The organism is Methylobacterium sp. CCH5-D2 (assembly GCF_001556475.1).
GTDB lineage: Bacteria > Pseudomonadota > Alphaproteobacteria > Rhizobiales > Beijerinckiaceae > Methylobacterium > Methylobacterium hispanicum.
Window position 1 is genome coordinate 1 of record NZ_LSIX01001130.1, and the last position, 18,454, is coordinate 18,454.

An 18,454-nucleotide genomic window follows, 5' to 3' on the forward strand; every position below is an offset into this window, starting at 1 on the left:
TCGCCACGGCGCGAGGGGCTTTGCCCCCCGCCCACCCCGCGACCCTCCCCGAGGATCGGCCCGGACGACCATGAACGCACCCGTGAACCCGAAGAAGCTGATCAAGGGCGGCCTGCACGACTGGGAGGTCGTGATCGGCATGGAGATCCACGCCCAGATCACCAGCCGCTCCAAGCTGTTCTCCGGCGCCTCGACCGCCTTCGGTGCCGAGCCCAACGCCCACGTCTCGCTCGTCGACGCGGCCATGCCCGGCATGCTGCCGGTGATCAACGAGGAGTGCGTGGCGCAGGCGGTGCGCACCGGCCTCGGGCTGAAGGCCAGGATCAACCTGCGCTCGGTGTTCGACCGGAAGAACTACTTCTACCCGGACCTGCCGCAGGGCTACCAGATCTCGCAGTACAAGGACCCGATCGTCGGCGAGGGCGAGGTGCTGGTCGATCTGCCCGAGGGCGAGTCGATCACGGTCGGCATCGAGCGCCTGCACCTTGAGCAGGATGCCGGCAAGTCGCTGCACGACCAGGCGCCGAACCTGAGCTTCGTCGATCTCAACCGCTCGGGCGTCGCCCTGATGGAGATCGTCTCGCGACCCGATCTGCGCTCGTCCGAGGAGGCCAAGGCCTACGTGACGAAGCTGCGCACCATCCTGCGCTATCTCGGCACCTGCGACGGCGACATGGAGAAGGGGAATCTCCGCGCCGACGTGAACGTCTCGGTGCGCCGCCCCGGTGAGCCGCTCGGCACCCGCTGCGAGATCAAGAACGTCAACTCGATCCGCTTCATCGGCCAGGCCATCGAGACCGAGGCGCGCCGCCAGATCGCGATCCTCGAGGACGGGGGCGCGATCGTGCAGGAGACCCGCCTGTTCGACCCGGGCCGGGGCGAGACCCGCTCGATGCGCTCGAAGGAAGAGGCGCACGATTACCGCTACTTCCCCGACCCGGACCTCCTGCCGCTGGAGTTCAGCCAGGACTTCGTGGACGGGCTCGCGGCCGGCCTGCCGGAGCTGCCCGACGCCAAGAAGGCGCGCTTCGTGGCCGATTTCGGCCTCTCGCCCTACGACGCGGGCGTGCTGGTGGCCGAGCGGGCGTCCGCCGACTTCTACGAGGCGGTGGCCAAGGGCCGCGACGGCAAGGCCGCGGCGAACTGGGTGATCAACGAGCTGTTCGGGCGCCTCAACAAGGAGGGGCTCGGCATCGACCAGAGCCCGGTCTCGGCGGACCAGCTGGGCAGCATCATCGACCTGATCGGCGAGGGCACGATCTCGGGCAAGATCGCCAAGGACCTGTTCGAGATCGTCTGGACCGATGGTGGCGACCCGCGTGCCGTCGTCGAGGCCCGCGGCATGAAGCAGGTCACCGACACCGGCGCGATCGAGGCGGCGGTGGACCAGATCATCGCCCAGAACCCCGACAAGGTCGCGCAGGCGCGAGAGAAGCCGACGCTGCTCGGCTGGTTCGTCGGCCAGACCATGAAGGCCACCGGCGGCAAGGCCAACCCGGCGGCCGTGAACGCCCTGCTGAAGGCGAAGCTCGGAATCGCGTGAGGCCCATCGCGGGGACGTGTATCCCCTCTCCCCGCCTGCGGGGAGAGGGCGGCCCGTTTCCTTTACGGTCCCGAACGTCGGATCTCACCGCACATGGGTTCAGCCCGCACGCAGCCTGCTGGGCTGTCGGCGAGCGCTCGGCACCTTCGCGATGGTCATTATCTCCACGGCACTGCCGGAGTGAACCGCGCCGGAGACGGCTTGAGGTGGGGCATTTCGCGTGTTCGAAGTCGCGCCGTTCGGCCGCTTCTGCGCCCCTGGAGCCGTCCTCCGCCGGGTTGTCCGCTCGATCTGCCGCTAGGCTCTCGGCCGGACCGGTCCGAGAGTGGTCGTTACGGCGTTCTGCTGGGGTGGAGTCATTCCTGTCTCCTTCAGCTTCGCTCACGGATCGTCGCGCCAGATATTCGCGCCTTGCGCGCCGTATCCGGAACGGTTGTGCTTCCCTTCCCGAAGCACCCAGAGAGATTGCGACCGTATTCGACAGACGTCAATCGGAAAATCGGGGCTTGGCCAAAACGTATTCGCCACGCTCGGGCGCCTTCGCGGCGCACGCGCAGGCGATCAAGGACTTAGGCATAGGGGCGCTGCGGTGCAAAAAGCCGGCGCCGCGGCGCCCGGCGAGGTGTTCGGCCACGCGAGCATTCAACGGACGCCGGTGAGCGTGCGGCTCAGATCCGCGAACCACGCCGGACGGGTCCCGACGCCGTTGTTGACCATCACGGTCGCGGTCATGCCGGCCACCAGCGGCACGTCCTCCGGCACCTGATCGATGCGGATGCGCACCGGGACGCGCTGAGCGAGGCGAACCCAGGTGAAGACCGGATCGACGTCCGGCAGCCCCTGCGTGCTCGGTGCGGCGCTGGCGGTGGCGATGCCGAGCGTGACGCTCTCCACCGTCCCCTTCAAGACCGGCGCGAAGCCCATGAGCTGCATCTCGGCCGGGTCGTTCACGTGGATGTTGGCCATCTTCGTCTCCTCGAAGTAGCCGTCGATCCAGAACGTGTCCGTGTCGATCACCCGGAGGTTGACCGTGCCGGTGGTGGCATAGTCGCCCACGCGCAGCAGCAGGTTGGTCACGCGGCCGTTGACCGGCGCCCGCACTTCCGTGCGCTTGAGGTTGATCCGAGCCTGGGAGAGATGTGCCTTGGCGGTCGCCAGTGCGGCCTCGGCGATCTTGGCGGTCCCGGCATATTGCTGCTTCTGCTCGACGGATGTCGAGAGGGTGGTCAGCGCCTGCCGGCGGTCCGACTCCGCGTTCTTGACCTGCAGGTCGGCCTCGCGGTTCCTCACCTCGGCCTCGGCCTGCGTCACGGCGATCTCGAAATCGAAGGGGTCGATCGTGTAGAGCACATCGCCGCGCTTGACCGTCTGATTGTCGGAAACCTTCAGCGCGACGATCTGGCCCGAGACCTGGGGCGCGACGGCGGCCACCTGCACGCGCACGCGCCCGTCCCGGGTCCAGGGCGCCGTGACGTAGATGTGCCAGACCACGGCCGCAGCCGCGAGCGCCACGGCCAGGATCGCGGCGGTCGCGGCGAACCGGAGGAGCTTGCGCACCCGGCCGTGCCGCGGAACGCCCGCGTCCCGGACCGCGGCCGGCTCCGCGCGCCCGGTGTCCCGCCCGGCATCCTGCTCGGCCGAGCGGCCGGCCTTCGGGTCGTCCTCGTCGGCCATCAGATCAGAACCACCAGCAGGGCGAGAATGCAGACGTAGATCCCGGCCTCCGTCAGCGGCGGGTTCGCCACGTAGCGGCCGAGGGGGACCCGCGCGAAGAGCGTGCGCAAGAGGACGAGGATCGCGAAGGCGCCGAGCGCGTAGGCGACGAAGGGAGATATCAGGACCCCTCCGATCTGAAGGTCCGTGCGCATTCTCAGCTCCCTCGGAAAGGCCCGACGGCCAGATGCCGCAGGAGGCGGCGGTACCGGCCGATCAGCCGGTCGGGCACGGCGCCGCTGGCCTCAGACATCGGCGCCGGGATCCGGCAACGCGGCGGCGTCCCGGGCCTTCGTCGCCACGCGCATCTGCCAGAGGCAGAGCAGCGGCGTGACGACCAGTTCCACGCCGAGCGCGCCCAGCATGGTCAGCGACGGGATGCCGGTGAGATAGAGCCCAAGCAGGCGCGCGAGGCCCCCCAGACCCACCACGAGGGTGAGGAAGCGGAACAGGCGCCCCTTGGCCTCGATGTCCGGCACGCAGGTCCAGAACAGGATGCCGATGCCGGCGAGCAAACCCGAGAGGTAGCGGAAATGGCTGTCCGTCGAGACGCTCTCGACGCCGGACGAGAGCCCGTTCACGCCGAACAGCACCCCGTAGAGGCCGGCGGCGAACGGGATCACCGCGCCGGCCGCGACCACGCGCTGAAGTGCCTGCCGCTCGTTCATCGCACCCCGCGTGCCATCGACCGCCCGCGGATCAGAACCCGCGGGTCGGCTCCCGGTTGCTGATCGCCTCAGGCTTTGTCGTTGCCTTTCAGGCGCTTGTTGCACTTGCTCCAGAACTGAGGCCATTTCGGCCCCTGCGTGGCCTTCTGCGCATCGGTGAGCGCGCGCCACTCGGTCCCGCACTGCTTCTGCCGGGCGCGCGCCGCGCTCTGGCCGGCGCTCGGCTCCTTCGCGGGCTTGGCGGTCTCGAGCTTGGCGGTCTCGGCGGCCTCCTTCGGCGCCGCCTGGGCCGGGAGGGGCGCGGCGGCGAGGAGCGGCAGGGCGAGCGCAGTGCCGACGAGGAGGCGGTGGAGCATCGTAGCGGATCCGGAGGTTCGACCGCGAGTCGGCCCGCGGCGGGCCATGGGATTTCAGACCCAATCGGTCGGCAGGGCAAGGCCCCGGACGAGCGCGCCCCCGGCATCGCTTGACGGAGACGCGCCGCCGTCTCGCGGCCTGCGGGAGCGGGACACGCTTGAGCGCGGTGGAGGATCCGCGCTAGCTAGGCCGTAGCGGACGGTGCCTCGCCGGCCGGCAGATCGGACTTGCGGACGACGGCGTCGTCCTTAACCTCACAGGCTCGCCCGGCGTCCGCGCCCGGCGAGACCGAGCCGGAGCATCGCGCCATGGCCGCCGCCCAGGGCAAGCCCATCGACCTCCACACTTGGAGCACGCCGAACGGCTGGAAGATCCCGATCATGCTGGAGGAGTGCGGGCTGCCCTACCGCGTGATCCCGGTCAATATCGGCAAGGGCGAGCAGATGGCGCCCGAGTTCCTGAAGATCTCGCCCAACAACAAGATCCCGGCGATCGTGGACCCGGACGGGCCCGGGGGTGAGCCGATCACGGTGTTCGAGTCCGGCGCCATCCTGCAATATCTCGGCCGCAAGACCGGTTGCCTCTACCCGAAGGACGAGCGGGCGCGGGTGGCGGTCGATCAGTGGCTGTTCTGGCAGGTCGGAGGCTTCGGGCCGATGCTGGGCCAGACCCACCATTTCAAGATCTACGCGCAGGAGAAGATCCCCTACGCGATCGACCGGTTCGAGGCGGAGGCCAGGCGCCTCTACGGCGTCCTCGACGGACAGCTCGCCAAAAGCGAGTACATCGCGGGCGCCTACTCGATCGCCGACGTGGCCACCCTCACCTGGGCGAAGTTCCACGGCAAGCAGGGCATCGACCTCTCGGGCTTCGCGAACGTCCGCCGCTGGCTCGACACCGTGCTAGCCCGCCCCGCCGTGCAGCGCGGGCTCGCCGCGATCTGAGGCGGCCGTCCGCGGGGAGGGGCCTACTCGGGCTTCGGCGCCTTCGCGGCGGGCTTGGCCGGCTTCGGGGCCGGCGCCTCGGGCGGGACGACCGCCGCCTGCTGGTTCACGTCCGGCACGCGCGTCCAGGTCTGCGAGCCGCACAGGATCTTGAGCAGGCAGCCCGAGACCGAGAGCTCCTGCGCGCTCTCGCGCTCCAGGCTGACCTGATAGGTCTTGCCCTCCTCGATGTTGTAGAGCTCGCCCGAGAACTTCTCCTCGTCCGGCTTCAGGCCCTCGATGAGCTGCAGGCCGATCACCGGCCGGGCCCGCTTCTTCGGGTCTGGATTCTTCAGATCGGTGCGGGGGCTGCCCGCCTCGGTGGTCGGCACCTTCAGCCACACCACCTTGCCGCAGACGAGGCTCTGGCCCGGGCCGCAGCGGTCGATGCGGATCTTGGCGCGGCCGTCACCGGTGAGCCAGGTGCCGCTGGGATCCTTGGGCGCCTCCGCCGAGGCGGTGCCGAGGCCGGCGAGCAGGAGGGCGGTGGTGCCGAGAGCGAGGCGCATGCGGAAGTCTCCGTGGCTTGGCGCGCGGGGGCGCCGTGGGCGGGAGGTACGTCTGCAAGCGATTACGCGGTCGCATTCGGGCGATTTTTCGACCCTGTTGCAGCGAAGCCATGGCCGCGCTTGCGCGCGCTCGGGTTGAGAGGGGTGGGGCGGCCCGCTATAAGCCCGGCGGCGCAGCGGCTTCCGCGCGACGGATCAGCCGCCGAACCCTTTCCTCGAAAACACGGACACCGCCAGCATGGCCACCGAGCGCACCTTCTCCATCCTGAAGCCCGACGCCACGCGGCGCAACCTGACCGGCGCCGTCAACGCCGTGATCGAGAAGGCCGGCCTGCGGATCGTCGGCCAGCGCCGCATCCAGATGAGCCGCCAGCAGGCGGAGACGTTCTACGAGATCCACAAGGAGCGCCCGTTCTTCGGCGAGCTCGTGGAGTTCATGACCTCCGGCCCCGTCGTGGTGCAGGTCCTCGAGGGCGAGAACGCGGTCGCCAAGTACCGTGAAGTGATGGGCGCGACCAACCCGGCGCAGGCCGCCGACGGCACCATCCGCAAGCTCTTCGCCGAGTCGGTCGGCGAGAACACCGTGCACGGCTCGGACAGCGCCGAGAACGCCAAGGCCGAGATCGCCCAGTTCTTCCAGGACGGCGACATCGTCGGCTGAGCCGCGGGCTCCGCACGGCCGGATCTCGGGCCGCCGGGCTACACCGGCGGCCTATTCCTCCGCGGCCGGCCTTGCCCGACCGAATGGCCGCCGGTGTGGCGGCGCCGCCATTGACGATGAGTCCGGCGAGGCGTCCAAGGACACGGTCAAGCTTACCCGCCTCTGGACGTTCTCCATGATCCGCCGCCTGTCCCTCACGCTCGCTGCCGGCCTCCTGGCGCTCGGCGCCACCGCGGCCCTCGCCGGCGGCTCCTCGGCGCCCTTCGAGCAGTACCAGCCCGACCCGGCGCTGCGCACCGCGCCGAAGGCCAACCTCGAGGCCCGCGTTCGCCGCGCCTGCGCGGTCGTCCAGGCCCGCATGACCAGCGCCTCCGAGGCCTCGCTCGAGCGCCCCTGCGGCTGCTACGCGAGCCGCACCCTGCGCAGCCTCGACGAGGCCGAGATCGAGTCCTACCGCACCACCGGCTACTTCAACGATTCCGCCCGCGCCAAGGCGCTCGGCGCGCTCGACGCCTGCAAGCTGCAGCGCCCGGTCTGAGGGATCGATGTCGGGGCTCCGCGCCCCGATCCCCGCCGAAGGGCCCTGGCCCTTCGGGATCCCGTTACAGGCTCAGGAGGGCGCCGTCCGCCCGGCCGGCATCCACTGAGAAGATTACCCGGTCGCCATCGAGGCGCGCCCGGCCGCCCGCCACCAGGGCGAGCGCCGCGGGATAGAGCCGGTGCTCCTGCACGATCACCCGGGCCGCGAGGCTATCGGCGTCCTCGCCCGCCCGCACCGGCACCGCCGCCTGCGCCACGATCGGGCCGGCATCGAGCTCCGGCACCACGTAGTGCACCGTGCAGCCGTGCAGGCGCACGCCCGCCTGCAGCGCCCGCTCGTGGGTGTGCGTGCCCTTGAACAGCGGCAGCAGCGAGGGGTGGATGTTGAGCATCCGCCCCGCCCAGCCCTCGACGAAGCCGGGGGTGAAGATCCGCATGAAGCCGGCGAGGCAGACCAGCTCGATCCCCGCCGCGCGCAATTCCGCGTCGAGCGCCGCGTCGAAGCTCACCCGGTCCGGATAGGCCGTGTGGTCGATCGCCTTCACGGCGATGCCGGCCTCCGCCGCGCGGGCGAGGCCGGCGGCGTCCGGCCGGTTCGAGAGCACCAGCACGATCTCGGCCGGGAAGTCGGGCGCGCGCGCCGCCTCGATCAGCGAGACCATGTTCGAGCCGCGCCCCGAGATCAGGATCGCGACGCGGGTCTTGTGCGCCGTGCTCACAGCTTGAGCGTGCCGTCGAAGGTGACGGGCTCCGCCCCGCGCGGGGTGATCCGCCCGAGCCGCACCGGCGCCTCGCCCGCCGCCTCGAGCGCGGCGATCACCGCGTCCGCCTTCGCGGCATCCACCACCACGGCCATGCCGATGCCGCAGTTGAAGGTGCGCAGCATCTCGGCCTCGGCGACGCCGCCCTCGCGGGCGAGCCAGCCGAAGACTGGCGGCGCGCTCACGGCGCCGAGATCGACCGCGATGCCGACGTCGTCCGGCAGCACGCGGGGCAGGTTGTCGGGAAAGCCGCCGCCCGTGATGTGGGCGAGCGCCTTGATGCCGTCGGTGGCCTTGAGCGCCGCCAGCAGCGGCTTCACGTAGATCCGGGTCGGCTCGAGCAGCGCCTCGCCGAGCGAGCGCGCGGGATCGAACGGGGCGGGGGCGTCCCAGCCGAGCCCCGTGCGGGCGACGATCCGGCGCACCAGCGAGAACCCGTTCGAGTGGACGCCGGAGGACGGCAGGCCGAGCACGAGGTCGCCCGCCGCGATGCCGGCCTTCGGCAGCAGCGTGCCGCGCTCGGCCGCGCCCACCGCGAAGCCCGCGAGGTCGTAGTCCTGGCCGTCGTAGAGGCCCGGCATCTCGGCGGTCTCGCCGCCGATCAGCGCGCAGCCCGCCTGCCGGCACCCTTCGGCGATGCCCCGCACGATGTCGGCGCCGACCCCCGGCACGAGTTTGCCGGTGGCGTAGTAGTCGAGGAAGAACAGGGGCTCGGCGCCCTGCACCACGAGGTCGTTCACGCACATCGCCACGAGGTCGATGCCGATCGTCGCGTGGCGGTTGGTCTCGACCGCGATCTTCACCTTGGTGCCGACGCCGTCGTTGGCCGCCACCAGGATCGGGTCCTTGAAACCCGCGGCCTTCAGGTCGAACAGGCCGCCGAAGCCGCCGATCTCCGCATCCGCGCCCGGCCGGCGCGTGGCCCGCACCAGCGGCTTGATCGCATCGACCAGCGCGTTGCCGGCGTCGATGTCGACGCCGGCCTGCGCGTAGGTCAGCCCATTCTCGTTCTCGGCCGTCATCGGCGCCCGTATCCTCGTCTGTCCACGGGCTCTTTAGCCCAAAGCGCCGCGCCGTCGAACCCGCCGCCGTCGAGATTCCCCTGGCATCCACCTCTCCGGGCAGCAGCCTTGAAGCAGCCTTGAAGCAGCCTTGACCGTGTGGGGTGGCGTTCCCACTCTCCGGCCGGGCATGAGCGAGAAGGAGCCGGCGATGCGCGCACGGGCGGTGATCGGGCTGGCGTCGCTCGTGGCCTTGAGCCTTCTCATCTATCTGCTGCGCGACGTGATGCTGCCCTTCGTGGCCGGCATCGCGCTGGCCTACCTGCTCGACCCGCTCGCCGACCGGCTGGAGCGACTCGGCCTCGGACGGCTCGCCGCAAGCCTCCTCATCCTGGCACTCTTCGTCGTGGTGCTGGTGGTGAGCCTGCTCCTCCTCGTGCCGCTCGTCGCCAACCAAGTCGCCGCGCTGATCGCGAGCCTGCCCCAGATGGTCGCCCGGCTGCAGGGGATCCTCGCCGAGCGCGCCGGGCCGCTCCTCCAGCGACTCGGCGGTGCGGACGCGATCGCCGAGCTGCAATCCTCGGTCGGCACGCTGGCGAGCCAGGGCGTGACGTGGCTGCTCGCCTTCCTGAAATCCCTCTGGACCGGCAGCCAGGCGCTGATCTCGATCGCCTCGCTCCTCGTGGTGACGCCGGTCGTCGCCTTCTACATCCTCGTCGACTGGGACCGGATGGTCGCGGCCATCGACGGCTGGGTGCCGCCCCGGCACCGAACCACCGTGCGCGGGCTCGCCACCCAGATCGACCGGGCCATCATCGGCTTCGTGCGCGGCCAGACGCTCGTCTGCCTGATCCTCGGCACCTTCTACGCGGTCGGGCTCTGGCTGGTGGGTCTGAATTTCGGCGTGCTGATCGGGCTGATCTCGGGCTTCCTCACCTTCATCCCGTATGTCGGCACGCTCACCGGGTTCATGCTCTCGGTCGGCGTCGCGCTGGTGCAGTTCTGGCCGGGCTCGGACTGGCTGCATCTCGGGCTCACCGTGGGGGTGTTCCTCGTCGGTCAGTTCCTGGAGGGCAACATCATCTCGCCCAAGCTCGTCGGCGATTCGGTGGGCCTGCACCCGGTCTGGCTGATGTTCGCGCTGCTGGCCTTCGGCTCGCTCTTCGGCTTCCTCGGCCTGCTGCTGGCCGTGCCGGTCGCGGCCTCGATCGGGGTGCTGGTGCGCTTCGGCCTGCGGCAATACCTGCAGAGCCGGCTCTACCATGCCGAGGCGCCGGTGCTCATCGAGGTCGGACGGCGGGAGCCGTGACGGTGGGGCGCCGTCGGCTCCCGGGTGTATAAGCGGCCCCATGCGCGACACCGCACCGCCCCGTCAGCTCACCTTCGACCTGCCGCTCGATCCCCGCTACGGCCGCGAGGACTTCCTGGTCGGCCCCGCCAACGAGGCCGCCTACGCCCTGATCGAGGCGTGGCCGGACTGGCCGGACACCGTTCTGGTCCTTACCGGTCCGGCGGGCAGCGGCAAGAGCCATCTCGCCTCGATCTGGGCGACGCGGGCCCATGCCTGGACCGTGCCGGCCGCCGGCATCGGGGCGGCCGATGTCGGCCATCTCGTCTCGAACGGCGCGCTGGTGATCGAGGACATCGACCGGGCGGGGCGCGCCGACGAGGCCGCCCTGTTCCACCTCCTCAACCTCGCCCGCGAGCGCCGGGCGCCGGTGCTGCTGACGAGCGGGCAGCCCATCGAGGCCATCGGCCTCGCCACCGCGGACCTGCGCTCGCGCCTGCGGCTGGCGCCCTCCGCGGCGATCCTCGCTCCCGACGACGCCCTGCTGCGGGCCGTCATCGTCAAGCTCTTCGTGGACCGGCAGCTCGTGGTCGATCTCGGGGTGATCGACGCGCTGGCGCTGCGCCTCGACCGCTCGCTCGGCCGCGCCCGCGAGGTGGTGGCCGAACTCGACCGCGACGCGCTGGGGCGCGGGCGCCGCATCACCAAGCCGCTGGCGCTCGCCGTGCTGGAGCGGATGGGCGGGGGCGAGGACGGCTCCGATGACGGAGCGGAGAATCCGTTCGCGGAGTCCCCGGAGGATTAGCCCGCGGCGCGAGGCCGTCATCGAACCGTCACGCGGCTGTGCCGATTCCCTGCTAGAGGGCGCGGCGCCGCAGAGCTGGAGGACACGTGTTGCCGGAGATGGAGCCGAGAGTCGGAGCCCGCGAGAGCGAGCAGGCGCACGAGGAGACGGGGGCCGAGCGCCCGTCCGCCCCCCCGCGCCGGGCGCCGCCGACTCGGCGCACGGCCGTGGCGCGCCCTGCGCAGGCTCCGGCCGCGCCCGCCGACCGGGGCGACGAGTGGCCGGTGGCCGCCGACATCCCGGAGCCCCCGACGCATGTCGGCGAGCCCGCCCGCGCGAGCGTGCTGGAGGCCGGCCGCACGCTCCGCCACTCGCCCGAGCGCTTCGTGAACCGCGAGCTGTCCTGGCTGCAGTTCAACCGCCGGGTGCTGGAGGAGGCCTCCAACACCGGCCATCCGCTGTTGGAGCAGCTGCGCTTCCTCTCGATCTCGGCCAACAACCTCGACGAGTTCTTCATGGTCCGCGTCGCCGGCCTGCACGATCAGGTCCGGGCCGGGCTGACGCTGCCCTCGCAGGACGGGCTGACCCCGTCCGAGCAGCTCGTCCGGATCGGCCAGGAGGTCTCGCGGCTGGCCGAGGACCAGCAGACCCGCTGGCGGGAGCTGCGCGCGGAGCTGCTCGGTGTCGACATCGCCCTCGTCGAGCCCAGTGAGCTGATCGCCCAGCACAAGGCCTTCCTGGAGGAGTACTTCCTCAACCACGTCCTGCCGGTGCTGACGCCGCTGGCGATCGACCCGGCCCACCCCTTCCCGTTCATCCCTAACCTCGGCTCGACCATCGCCCTGATGCTGGTGCGGCCGAAAGATGGGCGGACCCTGCGCGCGCTGATCCGCATGCCGGGCGTGCTCGACCGCTTCGTGCGCCTGCCGACCGTCGAGGGGGATCCGGCCGCGCGCTTCATCGCGATCGAGCAGGTGATCGTGATGTTCACCGGCCGGCTCTTCCCCGGCTACCACGTGCGGGGCCAGGGCGCCTTCCGGGTGGTGCGCGACTCCGACCTCGAGATCGAGGAGGAGGCCGAGGACCTCGTCCTGCACTTCGAGACCGCGCTGAAGCAGCGCCGCCGCGGCGTCGTCATCCGGCTCGAGGTCGAGGCCGGGATGCCGGAGGACCTGCGCGCCTTCGTGGCCGACGAGCTGGAAATCTCCCCCGACGCCATCTTCCTGGTCGAGGGCATGCTGGCCTTGAACGAGCTCTCGCAGATCGTCTCGATCGACCGGCCGGACCTCAAGTTCAAGCCCTACAACCCGCGCTTCCCCGAGCGCATCCGGGAATCGGGCGGCGACGTCTTCGCGGCGATCCGCCAGAAGGATTTCTGCGTGCACCACCCCTACGAGTCCTTCGACTCGGTGGTGCAGTTCCTGGCCCAGGCCGCCCGCGACCCGAACGTGGTGGCGATCAAGCAGACGCTCTACCGCACCTCCTCGAACTCGCCGATCGTGGCCGCGCTCGCGGAAGCCGCCGAGGCCGGCAAGTCGGTCACCGCGCTCGTCGAGCTGAAGGCCCGCTTCGACGAGGAGGCCAACATCCGCTGGGCCCGCAACCTCGAGAAGGCCGGCGCCCAGGTGGTCTTCGGCTTCGTCGAGCTGAAGACCCACGCCAAGCTCTCGATGGTGGTGCGCCGCGAGGGCGAGCGCCTCGTCACCTACTGCCACATCGGCACGGGCAACTATCACCCGATCACGGCGCGCATCTACACCGACCTCTCCTTCTTCACCGCCGACCCGGCCATCGCCCGGGACGTCTCCCGCATCTTCAACTTCATCACGGGCTACGCCGAGCCCGCGGAACTCGAGCGCATGGCAGTCTCGCCGCTGACGCTGAAGCCGCGGCTGCTCGAGCACATCGAGGCCGAGATCGCGCACGCCAAGGCCGGGCGCCCGGCGGCGATCTGGATCAAGTGCAACTCGCTGGTCGACGCGCAGATCATCGACGCGCTCTACGACGCCTCGGAGGCGGGCGTGCAGATCGACTGCGTGGTGCGCGGCATCTGCTGCCTGCGCCCCGGCGTGCCGGGCCTGTCCGAGACGATCCGGGTCAAGTCGATCGTCGGGCGCTTCCTGGAGCACGGGCGCATCTACGCCTTCGGCAACGGCGTCGGGCTGCCCCACCCGAAGGCCACGGTCTACATCTCGTCGGCCGACCTGATGAGCCGCAACCTCGACCGCCGGGTCGAGGCGCTCCTGCCGATCACCAACCCGACCGTGCACCAGCAGGTGCTCGACCAGATCATGCTGGCGAACCTCTTGGACAACCGCCAGAGCTGGCGCGTGCTGGCCTCGGGGGCGAGCGAGCGGGTCCAGCCGGCGGAGGGCGAGGAGCCCTTCAACGCCCACAAGTACTTCATGACCAACCCGAGCCTCTCGGGCCGCGGCAAGGCCTCGAAGAAGTCGAGCCCGCGGGCGCTGAGTAGGCGGGCGCGGGGGTAGGGGAGAAAGACGCCACGCTCTCCCTCCCCCCTCTGCGGGGGAGGGTGGCCTTCGCGTGAGCGAAGGTCGGGAGAGGGGAACCCGGCTTCCAGAGGTGGCGCCGCGTCGATGCAGAGCACATCCTGCACCGTCGCACCCCTCTCTGCGGGACTACGTCCCGACCCCCCTGCTTCGCAGGGCACCCTCCCCCGTAGAGGGGGGAGGGAGAGCGGCGCGCTGAGGCGGACGCTCTGCGCCCTGACCGCTCTCCTCATCGGCCTCGCTCCCCTCCATGCCCAAGAGGCCCGCCGCGGACCCGACCGTCCGCCCGTGGAATCCCGCGAGGGCCGCAAGCTGCCCGCCGATTCGGTGACGCAGCAGAGCATCACCCTGCCGGACGGCAAGCGCCTCGACTTCACCGCGACCGCCGGCAGCCTGCCCCTCGTCGACGAAGCCGGAAAGCTCCAGGCCGAGATCGCCTACATCGCCTACACGCGGCCGGGCGAGAACGGTCAGGAGCGCCCGGTCACCTTCGCGATCAACGGCGGCCCCGGCGCGGCCTCGGCCTACCTCAACATCGGGGCGATCGGCCCCTGGCGCCTGCCCGCGGATGGGCCGAGCATCAGCCCGTCGCAGGGCGTGGCGCTGGTGCCGAACGACGGCACATGGCTCGACGTCACCGATCTCGTCTTCATCGATCCCGTCGGCACCGGCTACAGCCGGGCGGCGGACGGGGACGGCAAGTCCTACTGGAACGTCGAGTCTGACAGTTCCGTGCTCGCCGCCGCGATCGCCCGGTACCTGCGCACCAACGATCGCATGGCGAGCCCGAAATTCTACGTCGGCGAGAGCTACGGCGGCTTCCGCGGGCCCCTGATCGCGGCCAAGCTCCAGGAGGATGTCGGCGTCGGCCTGTCCGGCATGGTGCTGCTCTCGCCGGTGCTCGACTTCGCCTGGCTGCAGCAGCCGCGGGCGAACCCCTTGGGCCACGTGCTGCGCCTGCCCTCCTTCGCGGCCGCCGCCCTGGAGCGCTCCGGCCGGACGCCGACGCCCGAGCTGATGCGGGACGCGGAGGGCTATGCCACCGGACCCTACCTCGCCGACCTGCTCAAGGGCCCGAACGACGCGCAAGCCGTCGCCCGCCTCACCGAGCGCGTGGCCGCGCTGACCGGGCTCGACCCGGCCCTCGTGCGGCAGCAGGCCGGGCGCGTCTCCACCGGCAGCGTCCAGCGCGAGGCCGACCGGACCTCGGGGCGCGTCGCCAGCGCCTACGACACGGCGGTGACGGGCTGGGACCCGGATCCGACCGCGCCGCATTCCGGCTTCGACGACCCGCTGCTGACCGCGCTGCAGGCGCCGCTCACCAGCGCGATGATCGACCTCTACGCGAAGCGCCTGAACTGGCGCGTGCCGAACCTGCGCTACGAACTCCTGAACGGCGCGGTGAACCGGAGCTGGGGTTGGAATTCCGGCCGCTCCGCCCCCGAGGCGCTGGGGCAGCTGCGCGGCGTGCTGGCGCTCGACGGCAACATGCGGGTGCTGGTGGCCCACGGCTACACCGACCTCGTCACGCCCTACTTCGCCTCGAAGCTGCTGATCGACCAGATCCCCGCCTACGGCCAGCCGCCGCGCCTGACGCTCGCGGTCTATCCGGGCGGCCACATGTTCTATTCGCGGGCGGACTCGCGCGCCGCCTTCAAGCGGGACGCCGCCGCCCTGTTCTCCGCCGCCGTGAAGGCGCGCGAGGCAGGTGAGGGGCGGGCGAGCCGATGAGCCGGCCGAGCCTCGCCCTCAAGGCCGGTCTCTTGACTGGTCTCGCGGCCATCGCTCTGGCGGGCTGCACCGCCACCGAGCGGACGCCGCCGACGCCCACCGAGATCGCCCCGGTGCCGCCGCGCCCGCCCGCGCCGCCGCCGAGCTTCAGCGGGCCCGTGCTGACCCCGGAGGGCGCCTGCACGGGCGCCGCGCCCGGAACCGCCGCGACGATCGAGCCGGGCATCGGCGAGTGCGACCTCGTCCGCCTGAAGGGCCGGGCGCCGACCGACGTGCTGATCGGCGAGGGCCGCGCCGGCCGGGAGGTGCAGGTGCTCTACACCGAGCCCGGCGCGAAGGAGCTGTACTTCTTCGTCAACAACCGGCTCGACCGGGTGGTGAAATCGTAGCCGGTCAGAGCATCATCCCGAAAGGTGGCTGCCGGCTTTCGGACGAAGATGATGCAAGACCGAGAGCTTAGAGAATCGTGCTGGATCCGATATCCAGCACGATTCTCTAACGCACCCGCCAGACCCGCAGCGCGCTGCCCGGAAGGTCCACGGGTTCCAGCCACGGCACCGCGATCTCGCCGCGGGTGAGACGCGTCGCGAAGGCGGTTTCCGCCTGCAGGTCGTCGCCGGGCCGGGACGGGCAGGTCGCCAGATAGCGGATGTCATGCGCGCGGACCTGCCGCCGCAGGTCGGCCTCGGTCCCGCCGAGGCCCTCGAGGACGGCGGTGAGGCCCGGAATCGCCCGGTGGTAGGGCGCGCCCACCACGGAATGCGGCGTCCGCAGCAGAATCGAGGGGCCGATGAAGATCGGCGCCAGCACCGTGCCGGGTGGCAGGGCGGCGAGCGGCGCCACGGCGGCGTCCGCGTGGCAGGTCACCGCGCCGGCCGGATCGCGGCCGTTCGCGGCCGTTGGGGTAAGCGCCCCCGCGAGCAGCGCGAGCGCCGTCCAGCTCGAGCCGACCAGGCCGGCGCTCAGCGCCAACGCTCCCCAGAGGCGCGCCCCTCTGAGATGCGGCGCGGCCGCGAGCGCTCGGTCGATCACAGGGCCGGCCACCAGCGGCACGAAGGCCACCGCGACGTAGATGCCGCGCAGCTGGACGAATCCGAGCAGCACCCCGGGCCAGAGGAACAGGGCGGCGACCCGGAAGAGACGCCGCTCCGGACCGCGGAAGGCGGCCCAGGTCGCAGCAGCCGCCGCCACGACGAGGATCGGGTAGAAGGCCAGGATCTCCCATTGCCGCCACGCCACGAATTTCGGGACCGAGGACATCTCGTTGACGGTGTGGAGCCAGTGCGCGCGCACCAGCGGCGTCATGTCCGGGAAGGGACCGCCGAGGCAGGCGGGGGCCAGGGCGGCGAACCCGCCGAGCAGGGCGCCGCCGCAGAGCGCCGCGAGACCGAGGCGTGCGCCGGCCGAGGTCAGACGCCGGTCGAGGCCCGCGCAGGCCAGCGCCGCCGCGCAGCCGCCCGCCGCCAGCCAGAGCCAGGGCGGCGAGAGCGCGTCGCAGTACGCGGTTGCCCAGAGGCCGGGCGCGGTCTGGGCCGCGAAGAGCGGGAAGGCCGCCGACAGCCCGAGCCCGAAGCCCAGGAAGGCCGGCAGCGCCGCCCGGCCGCGCAGCACCCAGTCGCCCGCGAGGAAGAGGGCGCCCAGCGCGATGTAGGGCAGCGCCTCCAGGCCGATCGCCAGGGAGAGCGCGGCGAGCCCGCCGCCGACGAGCCCCGGGCGCAGGCCGCTGCGGACGAGGCAGAGGGCGAGGCCGAAGATCGCCAGGATCTGCAGGTTGTGGTGATCGACCCGGCCCGCCTGGAACTGGACGAGGATGCCGAAGGTCTGCGTCGCCACGAACACCGCGAGCACCGCGGCGCGGGGCCCGAAGCGTTCGCGCACGCCCCGATAGACCATCAGGCAGAACAGGCCGAGCAGCAGCAGGGGCCAGAGCACGGCCGTCAGCCCCTCGGCGAGCGGCCGGCCGGCGATCGGCGAGAGCAGCAGGATCAGCCCGGCGATCGGCGCGTCGACGAGGCGCGACCAGTGGCTCGGAACGCCGCCCGGCGGCAGGAACCGGTACTGGACGTTGTCGTACCAGCCCTGGCCGGCGAGCAGGTCGCGCACGCCCACGAGGCGCATCGCGTCGTCGGTGTCGGGCACGCGCAGGCGCGTGATCGTGCCCCAGAGGTCGGCCGGCGCGTTCAGCGTGAGCAGCGAGAACCCGACGATGAGCCAGAGCACGAGCTGGACATCGACCCGCGCCCTCAGTGGCGCCTGCACCGCGATCCCCGTCGTCATCCGCCGTCAACTCCGCGCAGCCGCGGATGCGCGGCCGCGACGGCGTGAGGATGGGCGTGATCCGCTTAATGGCGGGTCAAGCGCCGGATCGGGCGCGGCGTTAATCGGCTGTCAGGCCGGCCCGGTTAACCGTGCCGGACTGTTCCCGGATCGGGCGGAGAGCCGATTCGAACCGGGGGCGCGAGACGTCAAGGGTCCGCCCGTCCCGACGGGACGCGCGGTCCGGATCGCGGAGCCTCGGCCATGGTCCCCCAATCCCTCTCGGCACGGCAGCGCCTCATCGTGGCCGCGGGCGCCGCCGTCACCCTGGCGAACTGGCTCGGGATCCGGCCCTGGGACCTGAAGGGCTGGCTCGTCGGCACGCCGTTCGGGCGGGACTTCGTCAACTTCTGGCTCGCGCCGCGCCTCGCGCTGTCGGGACAGGGCGCCGTGCTCGCCGACCCGGCGGCCTACCGGGACACGGTGATGGCGGTGTTCGAGATCGCCCACGATCCGAAGCTGCTCTTCGTCTACCCGCCGCACATCCTGGTCCTCCTGCTCCCCTTCGGCCTGCTGCCCTTCCTGCCGGCCGTGATCGCCTGGACGCTCGTCAACCTCGCGGCCCTGGCCGTGGCGACGCGGCTCTGGCTGGGGCCCGCGGCGCGGCGGGGATGGTTCATTCTCGTGGTCTGCACCGCGCCGCCGGCCGGTGCGATGGTGCTCTACGGCCATTTCGGCGGCCTCATCGCGCTGGCGGCGGCCTTGGCCGTGCTCGAGAGCCGGCGCCGCCCCTGGATCGCCGGGCTCTGTCTCGGCCTGCTCTCGGTCAAGCCGCAATTCGCCCTGGCGCTCGGGCTCGTCCTGCTCTTCGCGGGGCGCTGGCGCTGGATCCCGGCGGCCGCCCTCTCGACCGCGGCGCTCGTCGGCCTCTCGGTCCTGCTGTTCGGACCGGGCCCGTGGGAGCGCTTCATCGGCGTGACCATGCCCCTGCAGAGCGCCTTCATCACCGAGTTCCACGCGCGCTGGATCGAGACCTCGGTCTCGCCCTTCTTCGCGGCGCGCTTCTGGGGCATGCCGCCGGCCGGCGCCTGGGCGCTCCAGGGAACGGCGACGCTCCTCGCCTTCGCGGCGGGGGTGGCTGCCCTGCGC

The 18,454-nt window shown here is 71.4% G+C and carries 18 protein-coding genes; 10 read left to right on the plus strand and 8 right to left on the minus strand.

Annotated elements, in window-relative coordinates:
- Positions 1-70 precede the first annotated feature (70 nt).
- Positions 71-1,543, plus strand: a complete 1,473-nt coding sequence (gatB, locus tag AX737_RS30635) for an Asp-tRNA(Asn)/Glu-tRNA(Gln) amidotransferase subunit GatB (protein ID WP_066927858.1) — start codon at positions 71-73, stop codon at positions 1,541-1,543.
- A 642-nt stretch (positions 1,544-2,185) separates the two neighbouring features.
- Here the strand turns inward: gatB and AX737_RS30640 are convergent.
- From AX737_RS30640 to AX737_RS30655, 4 genes are all read right to left on the minus strand, one after another.
- A complete protein-coding gene (locus tag AX737_RS30640) occupies positions 2,186-3,217 on the minus strand; it encodes an HlyD family secretion protein (protein WP_066927860.1) in 1,032 nt (343 codons plus the stop codon).
- Entirely contained in the window at positions 3,217-3,411 is a 195-nt protein-coding gene (locus AX737_RS30645) for a DUF1656 domain-containing protein (RefSeq protein ID WP_066927862.1), read from the minus strand. Before AX737_RS30645 ends, AX737_RS30640 begins: the two co-directional genes overlap by 1 nt.
- Before the next feature lie 90 nt (positions 3,412-3,501).
- Complete coding sequence (locus AX737_RS30650) at positions 3,502-3,924, minus strand: DUF4345 domain-containing protein (RefSeq protein ID WP_066927864.1); 423 nt, start codon at positions 3,922-3,924, stop codon at positions 3,502-3,504.
- A 68-nt stretch (positions 3,925-3,992) separates the two neighbouring features.
- Positions 3,993-4,280, minus strand: a complete 288-nt coding sequence (locus AX737_RS30655; protein WP_066927866.1) for a hypothetical protein — start codon at positions 4,278-4,280, stop codon at positions 3,993-3,995.
- A 309-nt stretch (positions 4,281-4,589) separates the two neighbouring features.
- On the opposite strand from AX737_RS30655, the gene AX737_RS30660 reads away from it, so the two are divergent.
- On the plus strand, positions 4,590-5,225 hold the full coding sequence (locus AX737_RS30660; RefSeq protein WP_066927867.1) for a glutathione S-transferase N-terminal domain-containing protein: 636 nt from the start codon (positions 4,590-4,592) through the stop codon (positions 5,223-5,225).
- 23 nt (positions 5,226-5,248) lie between these two features.
- Here the strand turns inward: AX737_RS30660 and AX737_RS30665 are convergent, their stop codons facing one another.
- Positions 5,249-5,773, minus strand: a complete 525-nt coding sequence (locus tag AX737_RS30665) for a DUF2147 domain-containing protein (protein WP_066927869.1) — start codon at positions 5,771-5,773, stop codon at positions 5,249-5,251.
- Between the two features lie 238 nt (positions 5,774-6,011).
- Between AX737_RS30665 and ndk the strand changes: the two genes are divergently transcribed.
- Together ndk and AX737_RS30675 are read left to right on the plus strand one after the other, a co-directional pair.
- Positions 6,012-6,434 carry a nucleoside-diphosphate kinase gene (ndk, locus tag AX737_RS30670; protein ID WP_066927871.1) on the plus strand — a complete coding sequence of 141 codons (423 nt, stop codon included), beginning with the start codon at positions 6,012-6,014 and terminating at the stop codon, positions 6,432-6,434.
- 175 nt (positions 6,435-6,609) lie between these two features.
- Positions 6,610-6,972: a hypothetical protein gene (locus AX737_RS30675; protein WP_066927873.1), complete on the plus strand. Its 363-nt coding sequence runs from the start codon at positions 6,610-6,612 to the stop codon at positions 6,970-6,972.
- A 64-nt stretch (positions 6,973-7,036) separates the two neighbouring features.
- Here the strand turns inward: AX737_RS30675 and purN are convergent, their stop codons facing one another.
- Together purN and purM are read right to left on the minus strand one after the other, a co-directional pair.
- Positions 7,037-7,693 (minus strand): phosphoribosylglycinamide formyltransferase, encoded by a 657-nt coding sequence (gene purN / locus AX737_RS30680; protein WP_082773388.1) that lies wholly within the window; start codon positions 7,691-7,693, stop codon positions 7,037-7,039.
- Entirely contained in the window at positions 7,690-8,757 is a 1,068-nt protein-coding gene (purM, locus tag AX737_RS30685) for a phosphoribosylformylglycinamidine cyclo-ligase (protein WP_066927875.1), read from the minus strand. Before purM ends, purN begins: the two co-directional genes overlap by 4 nt.
- Positions 8,758-8,947: 190 nt before the next feature.
- Here purM and AX737_RS30690 point away from each other — a divergent pair, with 190 nt between their 5' ends.
- The 5 genes from AX737_RS30690 to AX737_RS30710 all read left to right on the plus strand — a co-directional run bounded on the left by AX737_RS30690 (position 8,948) and on the right by AX737_RS30710 (position 15,438).
- Positions 8,948-10,045, plus strand: a complete 1,098-nt coding sequence (locus AX737_RS30690; protein WP_066927888.1) for an AI-2E family transporter — start codon at positions 8,948-8,950, stop codon at positions 10,043-10,045.
- A gap of 40 nt (positions 10,046-10,085) precedes the next feature.
- Complete coding sequence (locus tag AX737_RS30695) at positions 10,086-10,829, plus strand: hypothetical protein (protein ID WP_066927877.1); 744 nt, start codon at positions 10,086-10,088, stop codon at positions 10,827-10,829.
- Positions 10,830-10,918: 89 nt separating this feature from the next.
- The gene (locus tag AX737_RS30700) at positions 10,919-13,297 is read left to right on the plus strand and encodes an RNA degradosome polyphosphate kinase (RefSeq protein ID WP_066927878.1); all 2,379 of its coding nucleotides are present in this window, start codon (positions 10,919-10,921) and stop codon (positions 13,295-13,297) included.
- Between the two features lie 216 nt (positions 13,298-13,513).
- Positions 13,514-15,049, plus strand: a complete 1,536-nt coding sequence (locus AX737_RS30705; protein ID WP_066927890.1) for a peptidase S10 — start codon at positions 13,514-13,516, stop codon at positions 15,047-15,049.
- The gene (locus tag AX737_RS30710; RefSeq protein ID WP_066927880.1) at positions 15,046-15,438 is read left to right on the plus strand and encodes a hypothetical protein; all 393 of its coding nucleotides are present in this window, start codon (positions 15,046-15,048) and stop codon (positions 15,436-15,438) included. The genes AX737_RS30705 and AX737_RS30710 overlap by 4 nt, the downstream gene beginning before the upstream one ends.
- A 106-nt stretch (positions 15,439-15,544) precedes the next feature.
- Here AX737_RS30710 and AX737_RS30715 read toward each other — a convergent pair whose 3' ends face one another.
- Positions 15,545-17,326 carry a hypothetical protein gene (locus AX737_RS30715; protein WP_066927882.1) on the minus strand — a complete coding sequence of 594 codons (1,782 nt, stop codon included), beginning with the start codon at positions 17,324-17,326 and terminating at the stop codon, positions 15,545-15,547.
- A gap of 243 nt (positions 17,327-17,569) precedes the next feature.
- Here AX737_RS30715 and AX737_RS30720 point away from each other — a divergent pair.
- Positions 17,570-18,454 (plus strand): glycosyltransferase family 87 protein (locus AX737_RS30720; RefSeq protein ID WP_066927884.1); only part of this gene is annotated, 885 nt, incomplete at its 3' end.

Coding starts and splice junctions, on each gene's coding strand:
- AX737_RS30650 (WP_066927864.1), bottom strand. CDS start 3,924: ATGAACGAGCGGCAGGCACTTCAGCGCGTGGTCGCGGCCGGCGCGGTG.
- AX737_RS30715 (WP_066927882.1), bottom strand. CDS start 17,326: ATGACGACGGGGATCGCGGTGCAGGCGCCACTGAGGGCGCGGGTCGAT.
- AX737_RS30640 (WP_066927860.1), bottom strand. CDS start 3,217: ATGGCCGACGAGGACGACCCGAAGGCCGGCCGCTCGGCCGAGCAGGAT.
- AX737_RS30690 (WP_066927888.1), top strand. CDS start 8,948: ATGCGCGCACGGGCGGTGATCGGGCTGGCGTCGCTCGTGGCCTTGAGC.
- ndk (WP_066927871.1), top strand. CDS start 6,012: ATGGCCACCGAGCGCACCTTCTCCATCCTGAAGCCCGACGCCACGCGG.
- AX737_RS30665 (WP_066927869.1), bottom strand. CDS start 5,773: ATGCGCCTCGCTCTCGGCACCACCGCCCTCCTGCTCGCCGGCCTCGGC.
- purM (WP_066927875.1), bottom strand. CDS start 8,757: ATGACGGCCGAGAACGAGAATGGGCTGACCTACGCGCAGGCCGGCGTC.
- AX737_RS30655 (WP_066927866.1), bottom strand. CDS start 4,280: ATGCTCCACCGCCTCCTCGTCGGCACTGCGCTCGCCCTGCCGCTCCTC.
- AX737_RS30645 (WP_066927862.1), bottom strand. CDS start 3,411: ATGCGCACGGACCTTCAGATCGGAGGGGTCCTGATATCTCCCTTCGTC.
- AX737_RS30660 (WP_066927867.1), top strand. CDS start 4,590: ATGGCCGCCGCCCAGGGCAAGCCCATCGACCTCCACACTTGGAGCACG.
- gatB (WP_066927858.1), top strand. CDS start 71: ATGAACGCACCCGTGAACCCGAAGAAGCTGATCAAGGGCGGCCTGCAC.
- AX737_RS30710 (WP_066927880.1), top strand. CDS start 15,046: ATGAGCCGGCCGAGCCTCGCCCTCAAGGCCGGTCTCTTGACTGGTCTC.
- AX737_RS30675 (WP_066927873.1), top strand. CDS start 6,610: ATGATCCGCCGCCTGTCCCTCACGCTCGCTGCCGGCCTCCTGGCGCTC.
- AX737_RS30695 (WP_066927877.1), top strand. CDS start 10,086: ATGCGCGACACCGCACCGCCCCGTCAGCTCACCTTCGACCTGCCGCTC.